Origin of the sequence: Collinsella sp. SGI.180 (genome assembly GCF_050313455.1) — a bacterium.
In the GTDB taxonomy this organism is placed as follows: Bacteria; Actinomycetota; Coriobacteriia; order Coriobacteriales; family Coriobacteriaceae; genus Collinsella.
On record NZ_JBNPLL010000001.1, the window covers coordinates 44498 to 62166 of the forward strand.

At 53.7% G+C, this 17669-nt stretch carries 9 protein-coding genes; 4 read left to right on the forward strand and 5 right to left on the reverse strand.

Going from position 1 to position 17669, the window contains the following annotated elements; translation table 11 throughout:
• Positions 1-19: 19 nt before the first annotated feature.
• A complete protein-coding gene (locus ACQRAP_RS00200) occupies positions 20-1594 on the forward strand; it encodes a lipopolysaccharide biosynthesis protein (RefSeq protein ID WP_427794596.1) in 1575 nt (524 codons plus the stop codon).
• 317 nt (positions 1595-1911) lie between these two features.
• Here ACQRAP_RS00200 and ACQRAP_RS00205 read toward each other — a convergent pair whose 3' ends face one another.
• Complete coding sequence (locus tag ACQRAP_RS00205; RefSeq protein ID WP_427794344.1) at positions 1912-2751, reverse strand: metallophosphoesterase; 840 nt, start codon at positions 2749-2751, stop codon at positions 1912-1914.
• Between the two features lie 325 nt (positions 2752-3076).
• On the opposite strand from ACQRAP_RS00205, the gene ACQRAP_RS00210 reads away from it, so the two are divergent.
• Complete coding sequence (locus tag ACQRAP_RS00210; RefSeq protein ID WP_427794597.1) at positions 3077-4678, forward strand: potassium/proton antiporter; 1602 nt, start codon at positions 3077-3079, stop codon at positions 4676-4678.
• 326 nt (positions 4679-5004) lie between these two features.
• Here the strand turns inward: ACQRAP_RS00210 and ACQRAP_RS00215 are convergent, their stop codons facing one another.
• Positions 5005-5196: a hypothetical protein gene (locus tag ACQRAP_RS00215; RefSeq protein WP_427794598.1), complete on the reverse strand. Its 192-nt coding sequence runs from the start codon at positions 5194-5196 to the stop codon at positions 5005-5007.
• Positions 5197-5311: 115 nt separating this feature from the next.
• On the opposite strand from ACQRAP_RS00215, the gene ACQRAP_RS00220 reads away from it, so the two are divergent.
• On the forward strand, positions 5312-5668 hold the full coding sequence (locus tag ACQRAP_RS00220; protein WP_427727984.1) for a nucleotide pyrophosphohydrolase: 357 nt from the start codon (positions 5312-5314) through the stop codon (positions 5666-5668).
• Positions 5661-7403 (forward strand): DNA/RNA helicase domain-containing protein, encoded by a 1743-nt coding sequence (locus ACQRAP_RS00225; RefSeq protein WP_427727986.1) that lies wholly within the window; start codon positions 5661-5663, stop codon positions 7401-7403. Before ACQRAP_RS00220 ends, ACQRAP_RS00225 begins: the two co-directional genes overlap by 8 nt.
• A gap of 99 nt (positions 7404-7502) precedes the next feature.
• Here the strand turns inward: ACQRAP_RS00225 and ACQRAP_RS00230 are convergent, their stop codons facing one another.
• From ACQRAP_RS00230 to ACQRAP_RS00240, 3 genes are read right to left on the reverse strand one after another with little or no spacing between them, the layout of a single operon-like run.
• Complete coding sequence (locus tag ACQRAP_RS00230; protein ID WP_427727988.1) at positions 7503-9236, reverse strand: ATP-binding domain-containing protein; 1734 nt, start codon at positions 9234-9236, stop codon at positions 7503-7505.
• Between the two features lie 2 nt (positions 9237-9238).
• A complete protein-coding gene (locus ACQRAP_RS00235; RefSeq protein WP_427727989.1) occupies positions 9239-14551 on the reverse strand; it encodes a DEAD/DEAH box helicase in 5313 nt (1770 codons plus the stop codon).
• A gap of 12 nt (positions 14552-14563) precedes the next feature.
• A complete protein-coding gene (locus ACQRAP_RS00240) occupies positions 14564-17635 on the reverse strand; it encodes a hypothetical protein (protein WP_427727991.1) in 3072 nt (1023 codons plus the stop codon).
• Positions 17636-17669: the final 34 nt, after the last annotated feature.

Here is a 17669-nt window from a genome sequence, read left to right on the forward strand (position 1 = left end):
GCAATAGAAAGGACCCGCCTTGAGCATCTCGCCCCTCGATAGCATCCGCCGCGCCATCGCCCGCCGCAACGGCATCGCCAACCCCGCTGTATCGGGCGGGGCCCACGGACAGGGCGGACGCATCGAGAACGGCCTCTTCCCCGCATCGCACACCGCCGAGGAGCTCGCGCGTATCCAGGAGCTAAGCCAGCGTAACGCCGGCGGGCCAAATAGCGGCCAAGCCGCGCGTCGTCGGCGCGAGCGCGATCGCCAGCCCGGTCCTGTCCGCCGCATGGTCAATGCCTGGTGGAACCGCCTGCTCGGCGCCGTCTACGGCGGCGGTTTCTCCATGCAGGAAGCCGAATACGAGGAGCACGCCACCCGTCGCGACTACCTTTGGAACACCCTCGGCACCGCCGTGTGGGGCATGGCGTTTCCGCTGCTCACTATCGTGTCCACGCAACTCGTGGGCGCCGAAGAAGCCGGCAAGTTCTCCATCGCCTTTGTCACCGGCACGCTCATCATGATCGCGTGCAACTACGGCGTACGCAATTTTCAGGTCTCGGACATCGACGAGAAGACGTCCTTTGCCTCCTACCAGCTCAACCGCTGGCTTTGCGGAGCTCTCGCCCTAGGCTGCGGCCTCATGTACAGCAGCGCCCGCGGCTATGACGCGCACATGGCGACGATCGGCCTGGGCGTCTACCTCTATAAGGTGATCGACGGCGTAGCGGACGTGTACGAGGGCCGCCTGCAGCAGGCCGACAAGCTCTATTTGGCCGGCATGAGCCAAACGCTGCGCTCCGCCGGCGTCATCGCGGTCTTTAGCGTGGCGCTGTTCCTTACGCGCAGCATGCCCATCGCGGCCATGACTATGGGTGTTACAGCGATCGCCTCGCTTGTGCTGGTCACCGCCCCGCTCGCCCTGCTCGAAACCGAAAAATCGCGTCGCGTGAGCATACGCGAAGTCGGCCGCCTTTTTGCGCAGTGTGCCCCGCTCTTTGGCGCGCTCTTTTTGTTCAACCTTATCGAGAGCATGCCCAAGTTTGTGATGGAAGGCACGCTGGCCTACAAATATCAGCTGTATTTTAATGCCCTGTTCTTTCCGGCGCAGGCCATTTTGCTGAGTATTGGTTTTATCTATAAACCGCAGCTCTTGCGTTTGTCGAGCATTTGGGCTAACCCGCGCAAGCGTCGCCGCTTTGACTTAATTATTGTCGCCGTCATGGCGCTGATCTTGGGTTTCACTGGCGCATGCGCCGCGTTTATGGCAGGCCCCGGCATTCCCCTTATGAGCTTTATGTACGGCCTCAACTTTGAGCGCTACCGCACATTGGCGCTGCTGATGGTCGTCGCCGGCGGCATCACCGCAGCCATCGATTTTATCTACGCCATTATCACAGTGCTGCGCCACGCCGGCGATGTCACCAAGATCTACCTCATTTGCTTTGCCGTGAGCGTGGTGGTGCCGATGGTCCTCATCAACCTACTGGGGCTAATGGGTGCCGTCGTGAGCTACCTGGCTATCATGGCCCTACTGCTGGTGCTGTTGATTGTCGAGTACGCCCACATTCGCCAGCGCATAGAACGAGCCCGCAACCCGTACGGTGTCTAATTAGCTGCCTCGGCCACCGGAATTTGCGATGGAATCACCCCGGCTGGGGTCTCGTCGCGGACAATATGCATCACGCAAAACTAAGTGAGTAGACTTTTACCGAATCCCCGACCACACCTACAAAGCACAAGTCTGTGACCTGCGGTTTTATTGAGGCAAATATGTTGGGTGCTCGGCATTTCCAAAAAAGTCTACTCACTTAGCCAGCGGGCATCCAAATGATTATGTAATCCACGTCCCAGAAAAATCATTTGATGGGCAGAAGGGCAAAAGTAGTCAAAAAAGCCCCGTCCCAAATTAGCTACCCTTTGCACCGATTATTCGCCGGGCAGAATGTTCGCATAGAACTCCGCACCATCATCCAGGCGCAGGATGCCGACGCGGCCGAACTCGGAGCCGGTGGCGGCGGCACAGTCGATGTCGATGCGGTCGGGAACGCCGGCGGTATCCTCGCCGCCCAAGCGCACAATCTGTCCGCGCCTCGACTCCTCATCGAGCCCCGCCAGGCCGCCAACCTCGCAATAGCGCCCCAGCGACACCGTGGGCGTGTGGCCACTCACCACGACCGGACCCTTGCCCTCGGCAGATAGCAGCCCCGTCGGGGCATCCCAATAGCCATGGCGAATCCACAGCAAGTCATCGGACGACTGCACGGCAAGCATTTGCTGCAGCAACTCGCTATCGGCATCGACCGCTCCCCTGCCGTCGGCACAATCGACACCATGCTCAAGCAAAAACGCACGCGCTGCCTCGGTCTGAATACCGGCGTGCACCAGCAGATACGGACGCTCAGCAGTCTCTGCCACCGCATAGAGCGGCAGGGCAGCAGCCCAGCGTACCAGCTCCTCGTATGCCTCAAACTCCATTTCGTTGAGCTGTTGGCGCGTGGTCCATCCGCCGTTGATATCCCAGGTCTCGGCATCGAGCGGGTCCTGGCCAATGATCGCGTCGAGCATAATCTGCTCGTGGTTACCCTTAAGCACGCGAGCGTTGGGCAGCGATCGCACCAAGTTGATGACGCCGACCGGATCGGGACCGCGATCGATCATGTCACCCAACACGTACAGCGTGTCGTCGGACGTTAGCGAGATCTTGGAAAGGGCCTCGTCCAGCGCGCGCACGTGCCCGTGAGCATCGGATGTCACATAGATCGCCATGGAACGCCTTTCCCTGCATTACGGCCGAAGCCCGGAGCCACAACTAAAACTTCAAGTTGAACTTAAACGTTATCCATTGTACTCCGTTGCAATAAAGCTGGGAAGGGCCACGCGTCGCCAACGGTCGTTAGCAGCCGCACGCCCGCGCGCGCAGTTCACGGTGCACCGCCGGCAGCTGATTCCCGGCCAGCTTCGCACACGCCGCAGCCTCGTGTCGAAAATGCGCACGCCCGCAATCCGTTCCCATAAACCCACCATCTTTGGGTACAAATAACCGCAGACAACTGACCGTGCCACGCCAACCACCCAGGAGCGGACACTATCCATGAACCAGATACTTCTTTTTATCGGCCTCGTCATCATTTTGTGCCTGACCATCAAGCCCGTCGGCAAAAAACTCCCCTTCCCCACCCTGCTCATCTTTATCGCGCTGGGCATGCTGTTGGGCGTCAACGGCCTGGCTCACATTGACTTTAGCGACTACGCGCTTACCGAAACCGTCTGCAGCACGGCGCTGCTGTTCATCATGTTCTACGGCGGCTTTAACACCAACATCGACCGCGCCAAGCCCGTCGCCGTACCCGCAGTGCTGCTGAGCACGCTCGGCGTCGTCATTACCGCCGGCATCACGGGCGCCTTTGCACACTTCGCACTGGGCTTCGACTGGATCGGCGGCCTGCTGCTGGGCTCGGTCGTGGCGTCGACCGACGCAGCGAGCGTCTTTAGCGTGCTGCGCGAGCACAACCTTTCGCTGAGAGGTGGCACTGACTCGCTGCTCGAGGTCGAATCGGGCTCCAACGACCCCGTCGCTTACATGCTCACCGCCGTGCTTGCAACCCTTGCGGCCGGCGGCGACATTAACATCCCTGTGCTGCTCGCCAAGCAGATCATCCTGGGCGTGGGGCTGGGCCTTGTCATCGGCTGGGCATCGGGCCGCCTGATCGAGCGCGCGCACGCAACAGCCGAGGGCGCGCAGACCATCTTTTTGTTCGCCGTGGCGATCGTCGCCTACGCGCTGCCGAGCTACCTAGGCGGCAACGGCTTTTTAGCCGTGTACCTTGCCGGCATTGTGCTGGGTGCGAGCGACATCACCGGTAAGGTCGAGCTGGCGCACTTCTTTGACACCCTCACCGAGATGGCAGAGATGACCATCTTCTTTTTGCTCGGCCTGCTCGTGACGCCCGCGCGCCTGCCGCAAGTGCTGCTACCCGGCCTGGCGCTCATGGCGTTTATGCTCTTTGTGAGCCGCCCCATCGCCGTCGGTCTGCTGTTGGCGCCCTATAAGACAAACCCCCGCCAGGTGGCGCTCGTAAGCTGGGCGGGCCTGCGTGGCGCGGCTTCGGTCGTGTTTAGCCTCTTTACCGTGGTGGCCGACGTTCCCGGCGGTCACGACCTGTTTGACCTGGTGTTTGTGATTGCCGTGTCGAGCATTGTGGTGCAGGGCTCGCTGCTGCCGGCGGTGGCGAAAAAGCTCGACATGATCGATGCGTCCGGCGACGTGCGCCGTACGTTTAACGACTACCGCGACGAGGACGGCATGTCGTTTGTCAAGCTCAAGGTGGGCACGGGTCATCCGTTTGCCGGACGTTCGCTCGCCGATATTGGCAGCGCCACGGACATGCTGGTGGTCCTGGTGCTGCGCGACGGTGCGCACCCGGTGCTGCCCAACGGCGACACCGTAATTGAAGAAGGGGACCTTCTGGTTATGGCCGCGCCGACGTTTGAAAATCGTGCCGAGGTTACGCTGCGCGAGGTCACCGTGACACCCCACGGTCGCCTGGCAGGACTGCGCCTGCGCGACGTGCCGCAAGGCAAGCACCCGTTCATTGTGGTAATGCTCAAACGCGACGGCCAAACGATCATCCCCGACGGCAACACCCTCATATACGCCGGCGACGAAGCCGTCATCGCCACCCTGGCGTCGTAGCGGCAAGGGACAGCCATCCCGAATTGGCTACATTTGAGCACCAATCGCCCCGGCTGGGGTCTCGTTGCGAACAATTAGCGCCTCTCAAAACTAAGTGAGTAGACTTTTGCCGAATCGCCGACCACGTCACCAAAGCACAAGTCTGTGACCTGCGGGTTTGTTGAAGCAAATTAGTCGTGCGCTCAGGATTTCCAATAAAGTCTACTCACTTAGCCAGCGTGCGATCAAAATAGAACAGTCGCGAGGTCAGTAGACTCCATTGCGACGGCTTATCTTGTATGTTCGCGCAGCTGCGGGTGCAGACGCTCCGTCTCAAATTAGCTATCCTAGTCATCGTCGACGGCAAAGTCGCGGAGGTCGAAGCCTTCGCGTTCGGCTCGGGCTAGGAGCTCTTGGGGCGACTCATCCTCGATATCCACTACGTCGAGCATGGCAGCCGGAAAGCCCACGCCTGCTGCACTCCCCGCGCGATCGAGCAGGCTCTCGCGCAGTTGGTCCACATCAACTTCGATCTTCATGGTGAAACCTCCCACCGGGGAATCGCGTCTAAACAAACCGCACATCCCAAATGATGTGCAATAAACCCCAGATACGGTCATAATAAAATAATGAACATCTGGGAGGTTGCGGACGATGGATAAGCTCGATGCCATGACGGAACAAGTCAGGGACTATTGTGATGCACGCGACTGGCGCAAATATCACACGCCAAAAGAGCTTGCCATCGGCATGGCGACTGAGTCCTCCGAGCTCCTTCAGCTCTTTCGTTTTATGAGCGACGAGCGCATTGCAGAAATGTTCGAAGACACCGAGCAGCGCCAAGTCATCGAAGACGAAGTCGCCGACACGCTCCTTTTCCTTCTGCGTTTCGCAGATTTAAATGAAATCGACCTGCCAGCGGCGCTTTCGTCCAAGCTCAAGCGCAATGGCGAGCGCTATCCCGTCGACGCATCATCTAACGAATACAGAAAGGCGGACCATCATGAGTAATGAGTTCGCCCTTCGGCAATACACGCTTCCCCTGCCCCAGCCCTTTGAGACAAGCGAATCACTTCAGGACTTTGGAACGCCAAAGCCTGGAGCCCATCATGACGAGAGTTGGCCCGTCCTTTACATTCTTACCAACAGCAGAAACAAGACGGCATACATCGGCCAAACAACCAACTACCAGCGCCGTATGAAACAACACGCTGCAAACGTGGACAAGGACTTCGACCGGACCCTTCTGATCGACAATCCCACCTTCAACCAATCCGCAACGTTCGAGTTCGAGAATCGACTTATTGAGCTGTTCTGTGCCGACGAAAAATACCAGGTCACCAATGCCAACAACGGCTATGCCCAATTCGATTATTTTGAGCGGCCTCAATATCGCCAGAAGTTCCGAGACCTCTGGACAAAGCTTCGCGAAGAAAACTACGCGATTCATCCGATTGAAGAGCTCGAGAACTCCGATCTGTTCAAGTTCTCACCTTTCAAGACGCTTACGCCCGACCAATACGAAACGATCGAGACGATTTTTAAACGTCTCGAACAGGAGCATGAAGACGCAAAACATGGCGGCTCAAAAAGAGAACGTATAACCGTCGTGAATGGCGCACCGGGAACAGGTAAAACAATCCTCGCCATCAGTCTCATGTTCAAAATCAAAAATGAGCCCAACCTTTCCGGCCTGCGAGTCGGTTTTGTCACCCCCATGGATTCCCTGAAGAAGACCCTCAGGAAACTCACGCACTTCCTTCCAGGGTTAAAGCCTGGCGATATCTTGAGCCCCAGCGATGTTACCAAAAACGATCGGTATGACATCCTGCTTGTCGACGAAGCACATCGACTAGGTAATTATCTAAGCATGGGCTCCGGCATCAAGGCCTTCTATAACACCTGCGATCGTCTCGGCCTCCCACATACGAGCAACCAAGTTGACTGGATATTCAAATGCTGCGACAAGGCATATCTGTTTTATGACCCCAAGCAGCAAGTCAGGGCATCCGGCCTCAATCGAGACGGCCTTGAGCAGCGACTCAATCAGCTCGAAGAAGCAGGCATTGAAACTGAAGAGTTCAGCCTAAGCACACAAATGCGCGTACGCGGTGGTGACGAATACCTCGATTTTGTCTATGACTTACTCAACAACAAGGCGTTTATGCATACCGGCATGAAGTTCAACGAACTCTTTTCATCGGAGCCTTACGATTCGCGAGCCGGGGATCCGGACAGCGATATCCCCAGATACCAGTTTGGAATCGTCGACCGATTTGAGGATTTCTGTTCCCTGCAGCAAGCCAAGGAAGAAGAAGTTGGTCTATCCCGCATGACGGCAGGTTTTGCGTGGAAGTGGGAAACGAAGAAACACAAAGACGCGTTCGACATCGTCATCGAGGGCATTCCCAAACGTTGGAACTCAACCCAAAAGGATTGGGTTAATTCTGCCAACGCCGTCAACGAGGTTGGATGCATCCACACGGTGCAGGGCTACGACCTCAATTACGGATTCGTCATTCTGGGGCCAGACATTTACTACGACACCGATAAAGGAGCCGTCTGCGTTAACAAAGCGAACTTCAAAGATGCTGTCGCAAAGAAAAAGGCGAGCGAAGATGAGCTACGGAAGATTATCGTCAACGCCTACTATGTCCTCATGACGCGTGGCATGCTGGGAACGTATCTCTATGTGTGCGACCCCGCACTCAAGGAGTATTTGTCGCGGTATATCCCGGTGATATAGGCTGGCGCCCACACATGACATGAATAGCAACGAAAGCAGCAGCGAAGCTCCTAGGAAACAATCTCGGATTCACAAAGGGCGGTGGGGCGCGCCGGCGCCCTATCCAACCAATACTGCTCCCAGAACATTTGCGAGCTTCTTGGCGGGGCGCCTATTCGCTTTTTCACCCATCGCCACGAGCGCATGGTTGCAGTCATCCCCATTCATGTCGCAAACAATTCTAAGCTCATGCCGTGCCCTCGAAGCAGCCGTATAAAACAGAGTTCCAGGCTCAGGCATGTAGCTCATGGACGGCTGTTCCCATAAGGCTTGATCAACATCAATCATAATTACCGCAGCAGCCTCCATCCCCTTGAACTTCCTCACCGTATGGACGGGAACCTTCTGACCTTTCCATCTCTTTAAGCTCAGATCGCCAGTGAAACAACTCGACAGCTTAGAGTTTTCCAGTGTCTTGCATGTGATAACCACAATGTCATTAATACCAGCGTTCTTGAGTAGATCAATGTGCTTATCCACAAATGCCTCTTGCGCGGCGGCGTCACAATCAATCATAAGCAATGGAGGTTTTCCGAGCCTAGCCATAACCTGCATTCTAAAACCATGCGCCTCACCAAGAGCACTCAAGGAAGACCTCTCGATAGCCTCCGTATTCCGGCAGTTTACATAAAGCGTTAGCTTGCAATCGGCATCCATAAGGAAGCTGGGCATAGTTGAGCCTTGGACAAACTGCCTTTTGTCGTAGAAGAGGTACATCGTGCTTTCCGGCCTCGAGTCCACGATAGAACGCAAGGTTTCGAGCACCATCGCATCTTCAATGGGTTTGAGGCCAAAGTCTTGGCCTTCATCTATTACGATGTGCTGATAGGGAAACGAGTCAGGGTGCTCCATGAGTTCTTCGGTCAGGCTGGCGTAGTTTGGCTCGAGAGAATTGCAGACCTTGCAGGCGTAGCCCGGAATTGTATAGACGTCAATTTCCGGGACATCGTCGCACCTTCTAGTAATCTCTTCCTTCAAAAGCGAGTTAAAGCACAAAAAGAGAACCCTGCCCGTACAGGCGGCCTGCCTAGCTCTCTCAATTGCAATGAGAGTTTTGCCAGTTCCTGCCGCCCCGTTAATTACCGCTGTCTTCTGATCCTTTATGAAATTCAACACGCGAGCTTGCGAGTCCAGCAGCCTTGCGAACACGAAGTCGTTATATCGATAGTCCACCGAATTCGTCGGGACGATATCGAACTCCGGCAAGAGCACTTTATGCAAGACCTCTTGAGCCTCGGTCTTGGAGAGTCTCGTCTCCCTTCCCCCGACTTCCATACTCATGATGCGAACTATTTGAGCAGTTGGATCTCCAAGGTCTGTCTTGCACAGAGTAATATCGCGAGAAGCCTCGGGGGAGTAATCAATAAAGCCAAGTTCATGTGCCCCCAGGGACGGAAGCCAAACCGCATGAGCAACCTTGCACCTACCGCAAAGCTCTCCTAACCCTACATCCTCAAAGCGATTAATGAGCTTCCATTTGATGCTATCCGCCTGCCGATAAGGCCCTCCATGCCTCCTCATCGATATGCCGCTACCGTATAGCCACTCGCCGTTTTCGCAGCGAATCTTTCCCGCCTTCGCCTCGATGACAAGGATACCGAGCCTGCGATTAAACACGACGAAATCGGCTTCCCTCTGCTCAATAGCGTTTCCATCCACAACATCCAACATCTTGTATGAATGGATAACCGTAAAATCATCGGGAAGCTTGCTCAGCGCGTAATAAATCTCCCCCTCACGGCTCCGATCGTCGTATTCAGCCGGGCCAAGGCTCGGTATCATTCTTGCAGCCACAGCTACGCCTCTTTATAAATCTCGTCCATCACATCTTTGGCGGAGCACTCGCCAACGACAAACAGGCTCCAACCCGAAATGTTGCGCCAAGCAGGCCCAAATACATCTTTGAAATCGCTCGCCGCTTCTTCATCAAGAAGAATGACCTTGGACTTACGCCAAACAAACGTGGCGTAAGCGCTGTCGCCGCTAGCATTAGATAGATCCACGTCTTTGTCCGGAGTCTCCCAACGCAAATGCGGATCGTAGCTCGCCATCTCGCAAACCAGCTCGGCCCATTCATCCGTAGAACCAGATTGGATTGACAGTTTCATCGCTTCGGCCAACGATAGCGCCTTGTTGTTTGCGCCATCATCAGAGGCATATAGCTCAAACCCAGCAACCGAGTCCGAGGAATCCGGCTCGCAATCGAGTTCTTTATCCTCATCGGCATTGCCGGCAGAACAAACGGAAGGCGATACAGCAAGAAGAGTCCCCAAAATTCGCTTTGCAGCGCCTCGAGAAAGATTCGCCTGCACAGCTTGGTTGTAATAATTTGCAATACAACCGTAGCAGCAAGTTTCTTCACCGCATCCGCAATGACCGTCTACGACCTTATATGCCTCTTCAATTAGTTCCGCCACCTCTTTGCTGAGCTGGCGCACATGACCGGCTCCTCCAGGCACGTCATCATAGATGAGTATTGAGAAGCTGCCTGCATCATTTTTGTATGTAGTCCCTCCGAGTTCGGTCTCGGGAACCTCAAGGATTTTAGCCGCAGCGGTAACCAGCGCCCACATCACAGCTTCCCAGTCGCCATCGCAGCAAACCGTCGCCGCATCAAAATCAAATACGAGCTCGAGAACGTCGCTCACAAATGCCGTACCCAGTGCGCTGAACCTATTAATCTTTGGAGCAGCGCCGCTCTTCTCGCACCAGTAGGCATGTTGAATCTTCTCTCCACCAACAGCAGCGCGATTGCAGTAAGAGCAGACTTGGAAACCCTTAGCAGGGCTATTGAGCACACAAAGTTGCCCGTTTTCGGCATATTTTACTTTCACCGCACCGCCAGGTAAACAAAACTCTCCGGTCGCAGTCTCGTTAGGCCAGTGCTGGCTAAAGTGCACCGATGCATACCCCTTTGGCCTCGGCCTTCTAAGCCCGATGCCTTTTTTGTTTTCTGTGCCGACAAAACCATAGGAAGGTATGAGCATATTCTTTTCGAGAGCAAACTCGGTATGGCAAACGGGGCACTCGCCTTTATCACTGTAGTTTTCAATGGGCCATACAAATGTTTCGCAATTTGGGCACTTTCCATACCTGCGCTTTCGCAACTCTTGCCCTTTCGGCTTTCTGAGTCCGACGGACTTCCAAAGCGTCTTGCCGGCAACGATTTCCGCCCCCGGTGCATATTCCCTAATGGCTTGACGCATACCCCTAGAAAGCTCGAGCCTGTTCTCACCTACAGAATTCTCAATATCAAGAAGATGGAGCTCTACGAGATCAGTCGGAAACCCGTACTTAGGCAATACTCCGTTCTCGGCAAGAATTGCGATAGTTCTCTCCTTCTTGAGTGCATCCCTAGACTTTAAAAGCTTGGATGCGAGAATGTCGTTGACGCCCATATTCAGCTCAATACCATCCTGAACACGCTCAAAATCAGCATGCTTAAGGCTATGTGCAAGGAGAAGCCTGCCACCGCCTCCATTCTCAGCCGAATCGATTGGCCCAACGAGCTTTGCTATCCACCCCCACTCGTTTACGCCAACTTCTTCCGCCACAGGCATGCCTTGCGGAACAACGCGGACGAGCTGTTCATAGACACTCTTTGGCCGCGATGCAAGGAAGCGGCGAAGATCTTCGAGGCCTTCCGGCTCCGATTTAGAAAGATCCATAAAGTCGTTGTATCCATGAGAGTAGTCTTTACCCAAGCTCCGGCTCGCGTAGCGAAAGAACTCAGACATAGCGACAGCGAAAACATGCCGTATCGCAATGGCATCGTTATTCAGATAACACATTGGCACTCTCGTGTTGCCGCCAATTATCTTGGCTGGGTCCTCAAAGTACGCGACATCATGGGGCCGCAAGCGAGCAAATGTGATGGCATATCCAGGCTTGCCAGCGCGGCGTCCAACGCGTCCAGCACGCTGTGTGTAGTTTGCAGTGCTGGGCGGAACATTTCTCATAAAGATTGCCCTCAAATCACCGACGTCTACACCCAGCTCAAATGTCGTTGTGCAACTCAAAACATTAACGTCGCCCTTAATAAAATCGCTCTGTATTTCCCTGGCCTTTTTAGAAGACAGCTGCGCCGTATGCTCTTCGATTTTGAGAGGAAGCGCCTCATCTTGATATACCGTTTTATAGTAGCGGTCTTTGCCTCTTGCCTCTGCGAAGCTCATTTTCACCATCGTGCCGTTGCATTTCGTTGTCATGCAAACACCATGCGTATCCAGGTGAGTCTCACATCCGCACGCATCACAACGATAGACAATATCATCGTTGGAATGCGGATACATAGTCCAAATATCTCTGCCAAGCCTAAAGTGTTCACGCGAATCGATCAGATATCCTTCGCCCCTAAATAGCTTGCAACTTAGATACTCCCCCATAAACTGGAATAGACTTTGCAGAATCGGGCGAACGTCCTCACGGGTCAGCTCGATACCGTGGACCCTTTTGACGTACTTGCGAATAAAGGCGCTGCGCTTATTTTCTGTACCACGTACCGCATCTCCCGCAAACTGAACAATATCCTTTGACGCAGAGCTGTCGCTCTCAAGCACGACAAGGTTGCCGCGCTTCTCATGATTGTTTCTTAGTTCAGGGACCCCTTCAGGAACCTCGATAACGTTTTTCTCTCGGAGCAGTTCAAGACAGGTCCTTGCAAACAAAATGTAGTCTTCGCATGAAAGCCAGGTGGCCCCATCGGCATTAAGTATATCCACTTGCCTTGCGACAAGCTTTTTCGCCCCAGGATGGGAAAACCCCTTGTTAAATTCAGTAGGCTCGATCCTTACAACGCCAAGGCCTTCAAGGCTGTTCCGCGAATCCTCGGCCGCAAGCTCATCGAGAACCCAGGCCGTCGCCTGGCCCCTCTTGTTGGAACCCAAGACCCCCGGATATCGCCTCTTTGCAACACTTGTTATCCAATCAATAACTGAGCTCGGCTTACAGCCTTCACCGTCGCGAGACAGAGCCTCCACCGCTTCTCTTATCAGCTGACGACGTGTGATGTTTCCATAAGTTCTGTCCAATGCGGGCGCGAAGAAAGCCGCGTCCTGGCGCTTGTCCGAGAAGCAAATAACACTTCCGGCCCTGCGTTCTTCATCGAGGTCTGCAAACAAATCATCCTCGTCAGCCTCCTCATCAAAAGGAGGAATATCCCTGACTAAATCGTAGCAAACGACACTGCCTGCAGCTTCAGGCGAAACGCGCATAGGCTGAATTGCCACAACGGACTGATATCCACAATGGCGACAACGCGCTTCTGCCTCATCTGCTTGTTTTTTCTCGTTTTGGTTGAGCGCAATTGGGATGCGGGCGACAATCTCATGCTCGAAACGATGAGCACCACCCTCGGCTTCATGATACAAAGACCCGCATATCGGGCACAGCCATTGGATCTTCTCATCGGGATCTCTCTCCGATTCGTCAGAGAGAAGACGGTAATAGACCCTCGGAAGAAATTCGTCGTCGGAATCCGTTCCTTCATGTCGAGGACTAAGCCACGCAGTCTTCACCTCGGGATCGGAGCTCTCCTCACCAAGGATGTATGCCTGCCCACAGTGGCGACAGACCGACACCTCATATACAGGAGTATCGTTTACATCGTCATAATGCTCCGCAATCGTTTTGTGAGGAGTCAGCTTACGTGTATGCAGATTTAAATAGATGCCCTCAGGAGCACGCAAGAAGGAATGGTAGCGACTCGTAAGAATGGGGACATCCTTGGAGCGCTGCGCAGAGGAAAGCACCTCAACCATGGCAGTGAGGATTTCCACACCTCTCTTATCTCCCGTGAGCCCTTCGATCTCAAGCTCCTCAATGGTGTCAAGATCAGTGAGGTCGAAAAGACGCTCGCAGCGTCTCACCAGTTTTGCCGCAGACGATTCACCCAGAAGGATCTTTCCTAGTCCCATTAGGGGGGACTCGCCGTCTAGTCTCGCTACAACCTCTTCAGGAGCTCCACCAGATGCGAGTGTGCTGCGAATGTCTTCTACGTTTACGTTTTCAGGATCGGAAAGTTCCCTGCGAAGTTCCGCCCAAGTGTCTAGAGAAAGCGTGCCCCAAGGCTTTTCATCAAGAGCATCTTGGGGCTGATCTTTCTCGCTCGTGATGACATCGAGATCTGCGGGATCACCCGAGAAAGGCTCGCCAAAAAGATCCCGAGCAAATTTAGCCACCTTCGGCATATCTTCTTCCGAGCCGATTGTTGCGGAAGTTGCGTAACAATGAAGCTTGGGCAGCTCCCCCGTTTCCGATTCGATACGAGCCTTTACTCGACGCAGCAAATATGCGATTTCGGTGCCAAGCGCGCCCGAATAAACGTGCGCCTCATCGATGGCGATATGCCGCCAGTTTGCACCAAATGCCCCTTCGAACAGCGGCGCATCCTCCGGACGTAGAAGGAGATACTCAAGCATAGAGTAGTTTGTAAGCAAAATGTTGGGTGGATTCTCACGTATTTTCTCGCGAGAGATGATTTCATTTGGCAGTCTGGTTTGATCCGGGTTTTCGTCTTTCCACTTACGGAGAGCCACGGACTCTTTCTCCTCTGTGTCGCCGGTATAACGCCCGAAGGTAATATCGGTCCCCTTCAGCAACTGGCGCAATCGTTTAAGCTGATCGTTTGCAAGGGCGTTCATCGGGTAAAGAATCATGGCACGGACGCCAGCGGAGCGCCCACTCTTTTCAAATTCTGAGAGGATGTCATTCAGAATCGGAAGCAAGAAGCACTCAGTCTTACCCGAACCCGTGCCCGTAACGACGGCGTAATTACACCCGGCAACGCTCTTTTCAATAGCCTTAACTTGATGCACATATAAGGGGCGATAGGGGTCAAAATTACGTGCCTCTCCGCCGCCTAAACTCATCATGCCCTTGCAGAGAAACCCCTCGTCCACCAGGTCGGCCACAGTTTTATCCTTGCGGTACGGAGGCGCCGCCTCAAGAAACGGTCCCTTTGCAAGATATCCCGGCTCGCAGAGAATCGTCTCAAGCTGCTTCTGCAAATCCGCGTCATCAAAGTGAATAGTAGTGGCAATGTATTCACGATAAGAGTCCTCCACTTTGCGCGCAGTCTCAATGGGGTTGAATTCTTTTACATCCGTCATTATTTGCTCCCGCTATTTAAGAATGATACTGGTCGCGTATTCTCGCCGAGGGTCTCCAAAGAAGTCGCTCGGTGACATTTCAACTGCGACCTCTCTCTTGTTGCCCAGCTGCCTCACCACGCTTGATGGAAGGGCGACCTCCGCAGAGCCCTTTTCCGCAAAGGCCGTAGCAATCGGCTTTTCGCCTCTTTCCTTATACTTGGAAAGTCCAAAAAACCTGAAATGAATGTCGCATAAGGGCTTGCCTTCGAACCGAAGGACATACCCAAGAGAATCGGCCGGCAATAACTTCCAGCCGTTAATGCCGAGCCCTTCAGCGCAGTCAAGCATTTGAACATCAGTCCAGGCCGGCTTCAGTTCTCCCGTTGACACGTCATCGCCATACCACAGGGACAGCTTCAAGGGAAGGCGGATGGGCGCCTTATTATCAGCTTGTTGTAAGAGACTTGCATGCCTAAAAAGATTGAATCCGTATTCGCCAGGCTGCTTGAGTGCCTTGAAGAAAAGGGGTCTTGAACCGAGTAACGCCAGCACGGCCCTGTTATACCTCCAACCATAGGAGACAATCTTAAAGTTTGCCGCGCTAGGACCGAGCTCTAGCGCATCCGCCAAACAGATTGGACGCTCTTCGGATAGATTCGCTAGTCTATCTGGTATGTCAACATCTATTGCAGCAAGGGCCAGCTTGGCATCAGTTTCTTTGCCACTCCCTTTCGATCGGATGCGAACGCGCAAGAACTCATCCTTCAGGAGAGCCTTCGCTTCATACCGCTCCCACGCATTGAGAGAATCGGGACTGTCGCATTCGCCTGCCATATCAGCCTCTTCACGAATACGCACAACATCAATGGGAAGGCACGCCTGGAAACCATATTCAGCTACAGCACGCCCGTGATCAATGCTGATGGACAGAGGCCTAAATTCTTGTATGGGTACCACTGCGAATCGGTAGCGGAAAACAACCTTACCACCGGCAGATTTCTGCCTCGCCTCTAGGACGCATTCTTCAATATGCCAACTGAATAGACTCGTTTTTGAGAGATTGAGTTCTATTCTTGCAATACCTGAATTTTCAGTATCGTCCTCATATATGGCGCAACGAGGCATCGACACCAGCTCGCCATCGCAGCAGCACATGATGTCCAAGTCTTTTAGGGCGCTCGCGCCATCAAGCGCTTCAATGCTCACAGAGGGCAGGCCGTCGCTGGTATTGAGTTCGTTCGGAACGCACCCATACAAGTCAACGCCGTCGCTCGTTTCTCCGATAATGCGATGCTTATCAACCTTTGCGACATAACGTTCTTGCCAAACGGCAACTTCCTCGCCCGTAAGCTCGTCAACAACCGAACCTGCCGAACCGGGCTCAACGTCGTAGATATAAATCTGGTTATCGTTCCAATCGCCAGAAGCCTCATACTCCGAAACGGCTTTCATGCCTTGCCCGGGAACGATCTTGTATCCGTCTTTAACAATGTATGCGATACGACGCTTTTTCGTTAACCGCTCGTTCTTGCCACGCAAGCGATAGAAGCCCTTAGCGTCCTTTATAAATTCAAAACAACCGGGCTTGTTCCTGCTGAACGACTGGCTCAAAGAGCTAAGCTCGATGTAGTCACCCGCTCGCTCATCTTTCTGCATGAGCTTCAATTCCACGTCGTAACGAGCCCGAGGGTTAACGGCAATACTGACGGCATTCAAAATGCATTTTCCGACACTCATATCGAATTCAGAGCTTGCCTTTAGCTCGCCGTCAACATAATAGTCAATCTTGTCACCAGCAAAATGCAGCGGGAACTGTTGGCGCGGCCAGCGCATGGTCACAACACCCTCAGATAAATCCAGCTGCAAACTGGCAATCGGAAGATAGATCAATCGGTGGGTGCCACTTCTCCGCTCTTGCGTCTCAGCAGCAGCCCTTCCTCCGGTCGCCAAGGGCTGCACACGCTCTTGATTGTCACGAAGGGCCTGCATTGCAGCTTCAGGCAGACCGAAACTAGATAGCATCGTGTAGCGGCTTCCAACCCTATTCGTGTCAACAATTTGCGCCGCCACGCGCATGGACGCCTCAAATAATGGAGCAATGGTTGAATCGGGCGCTTTCTCAAGAATGTTAAGGACTGCCTTTTCGGGAGCATACCGACTCTCAGGGTTCTTTAGCTCCCTAAGAACGGAGCGCCCGTCCATCTCTCCGCCAAAACCTAAACTGCCTTTAGAAACTTCTTTCGCAAGCGGAAGTAATTTCTCCCACAGGTTTGACCAAGAATCTTCCGATAAGCCTCCGTGGAGGAGTGTGGTGTAGAAGTAGTAATTAACTTCCTCATCACGGCCGTACAAAGGCATTCCACGCTCTTCAACATGTTTCATAAAAATATGCTTTACAAGCCCCTGTACGTTACTGTCGAAAATGCCAAGACTCGCGAAGAAATTGCCCCATAAGTTATGATCGTTGAAAACCCTGCGCGCCTTGTCAGCAACATAAACCATAAATGCGTTCGGCAAACACCTATCAATCAGCATCAGAACAATGCGAGGTTTTGTCGGGTAACGTTTTATGAGTTCTTCAAAAGCAGCGCTGAGCTCATCAAGGTCTGCCGAGAATTCCTCAAACGTCTGATAAACCATGACGTTTTCAGACCTTGAGTCAAGGTCGTCAAAGGCACCCCGAGCTCTTTCTTCAAATTCCTCCAACTTTGCCGAAAACAACCCATGCGAGCGTGTGAGCGGAAAATGGCTCAAGTCGTATTCATATTGCTCTATCGAGGACGCTGTCTCGGTATTTGACTCGCGAGGAGATTGGCTTTTCGGCAGGACTTTCACGTTCGTCGTATTCTCGACCATCTTGGGCTGAAGCATGGAGGCCGCGAAGTCGTCGGGGGCCGCACGGTATTTCTTTCGCATCCTTATGATTGAATCGGCATATCTGCTATCAAAACGAGCGTCTATTTCTTTATCGGCAAGAGACAAAAGATCGGGCAAGTAGCAGAAGCCAGCTTTCTGAATTGAACGCTTCAGCCGTACATCATCAAAACTAAGCTCCGAGATGGACGTTTTCTCCAACCTCTCCAAGTAGTTCGATTCGCTCATCAGCATCCCCTATGCCGCGATTGCATTTGATGCC

Coding starts and splice junctions, on each gene's coding strand:
- ACQRAP_RS00205 (WP_427794344.1), bottom strand. CDS start 2,751: ATGGCGATCTATGTGACATCCGATGCTCACGGGCACGTGCGCGCGCTG.
- ACQRAP_RS00210 (WP_427794597.1), top strand. CDS start 3,077: ATGAACCAGATACTTCTTTTTATCGGCCTCGTCATCATTTTGTGCCTG.
- ACQRAP_RS00215 (WP_427794598.1), bottom strand. CDS start 5,196: ATGAAGATCGAAGTTGATGTGGACCAACTGCGCGAGAGCCTGCTCGAT.
- ACQRAP_RS00220 (WP_427727984.1), top strand. CDS start 5,312: ATGGATAAGCTCGATGCCATGACGGAACAAGTCAGGGACTATTGTGAT.
- ACQRAP_RS00225 (WP_427727986.1), top strand. CDS start 5,661: ATGAGTAATGAGTTCGCCCTTCGGCAATACACGCTTCCCCTGCCCCAG.
- ACQRAP_RS00235 (WP_427727989.1), bottom strand. CDS start 14,551: ATGACGGATGTAAAAGAATTCAACCCCATTGAGACTGCGCGCAAAGTG.
- ACQRAP_RS00240 (WP_427727991.1), bottom strand. CDS start 17,635: ATGAGCGAATCGAACTACTTGGAGAGGTTGGAGAAAACGTCCATCTCG.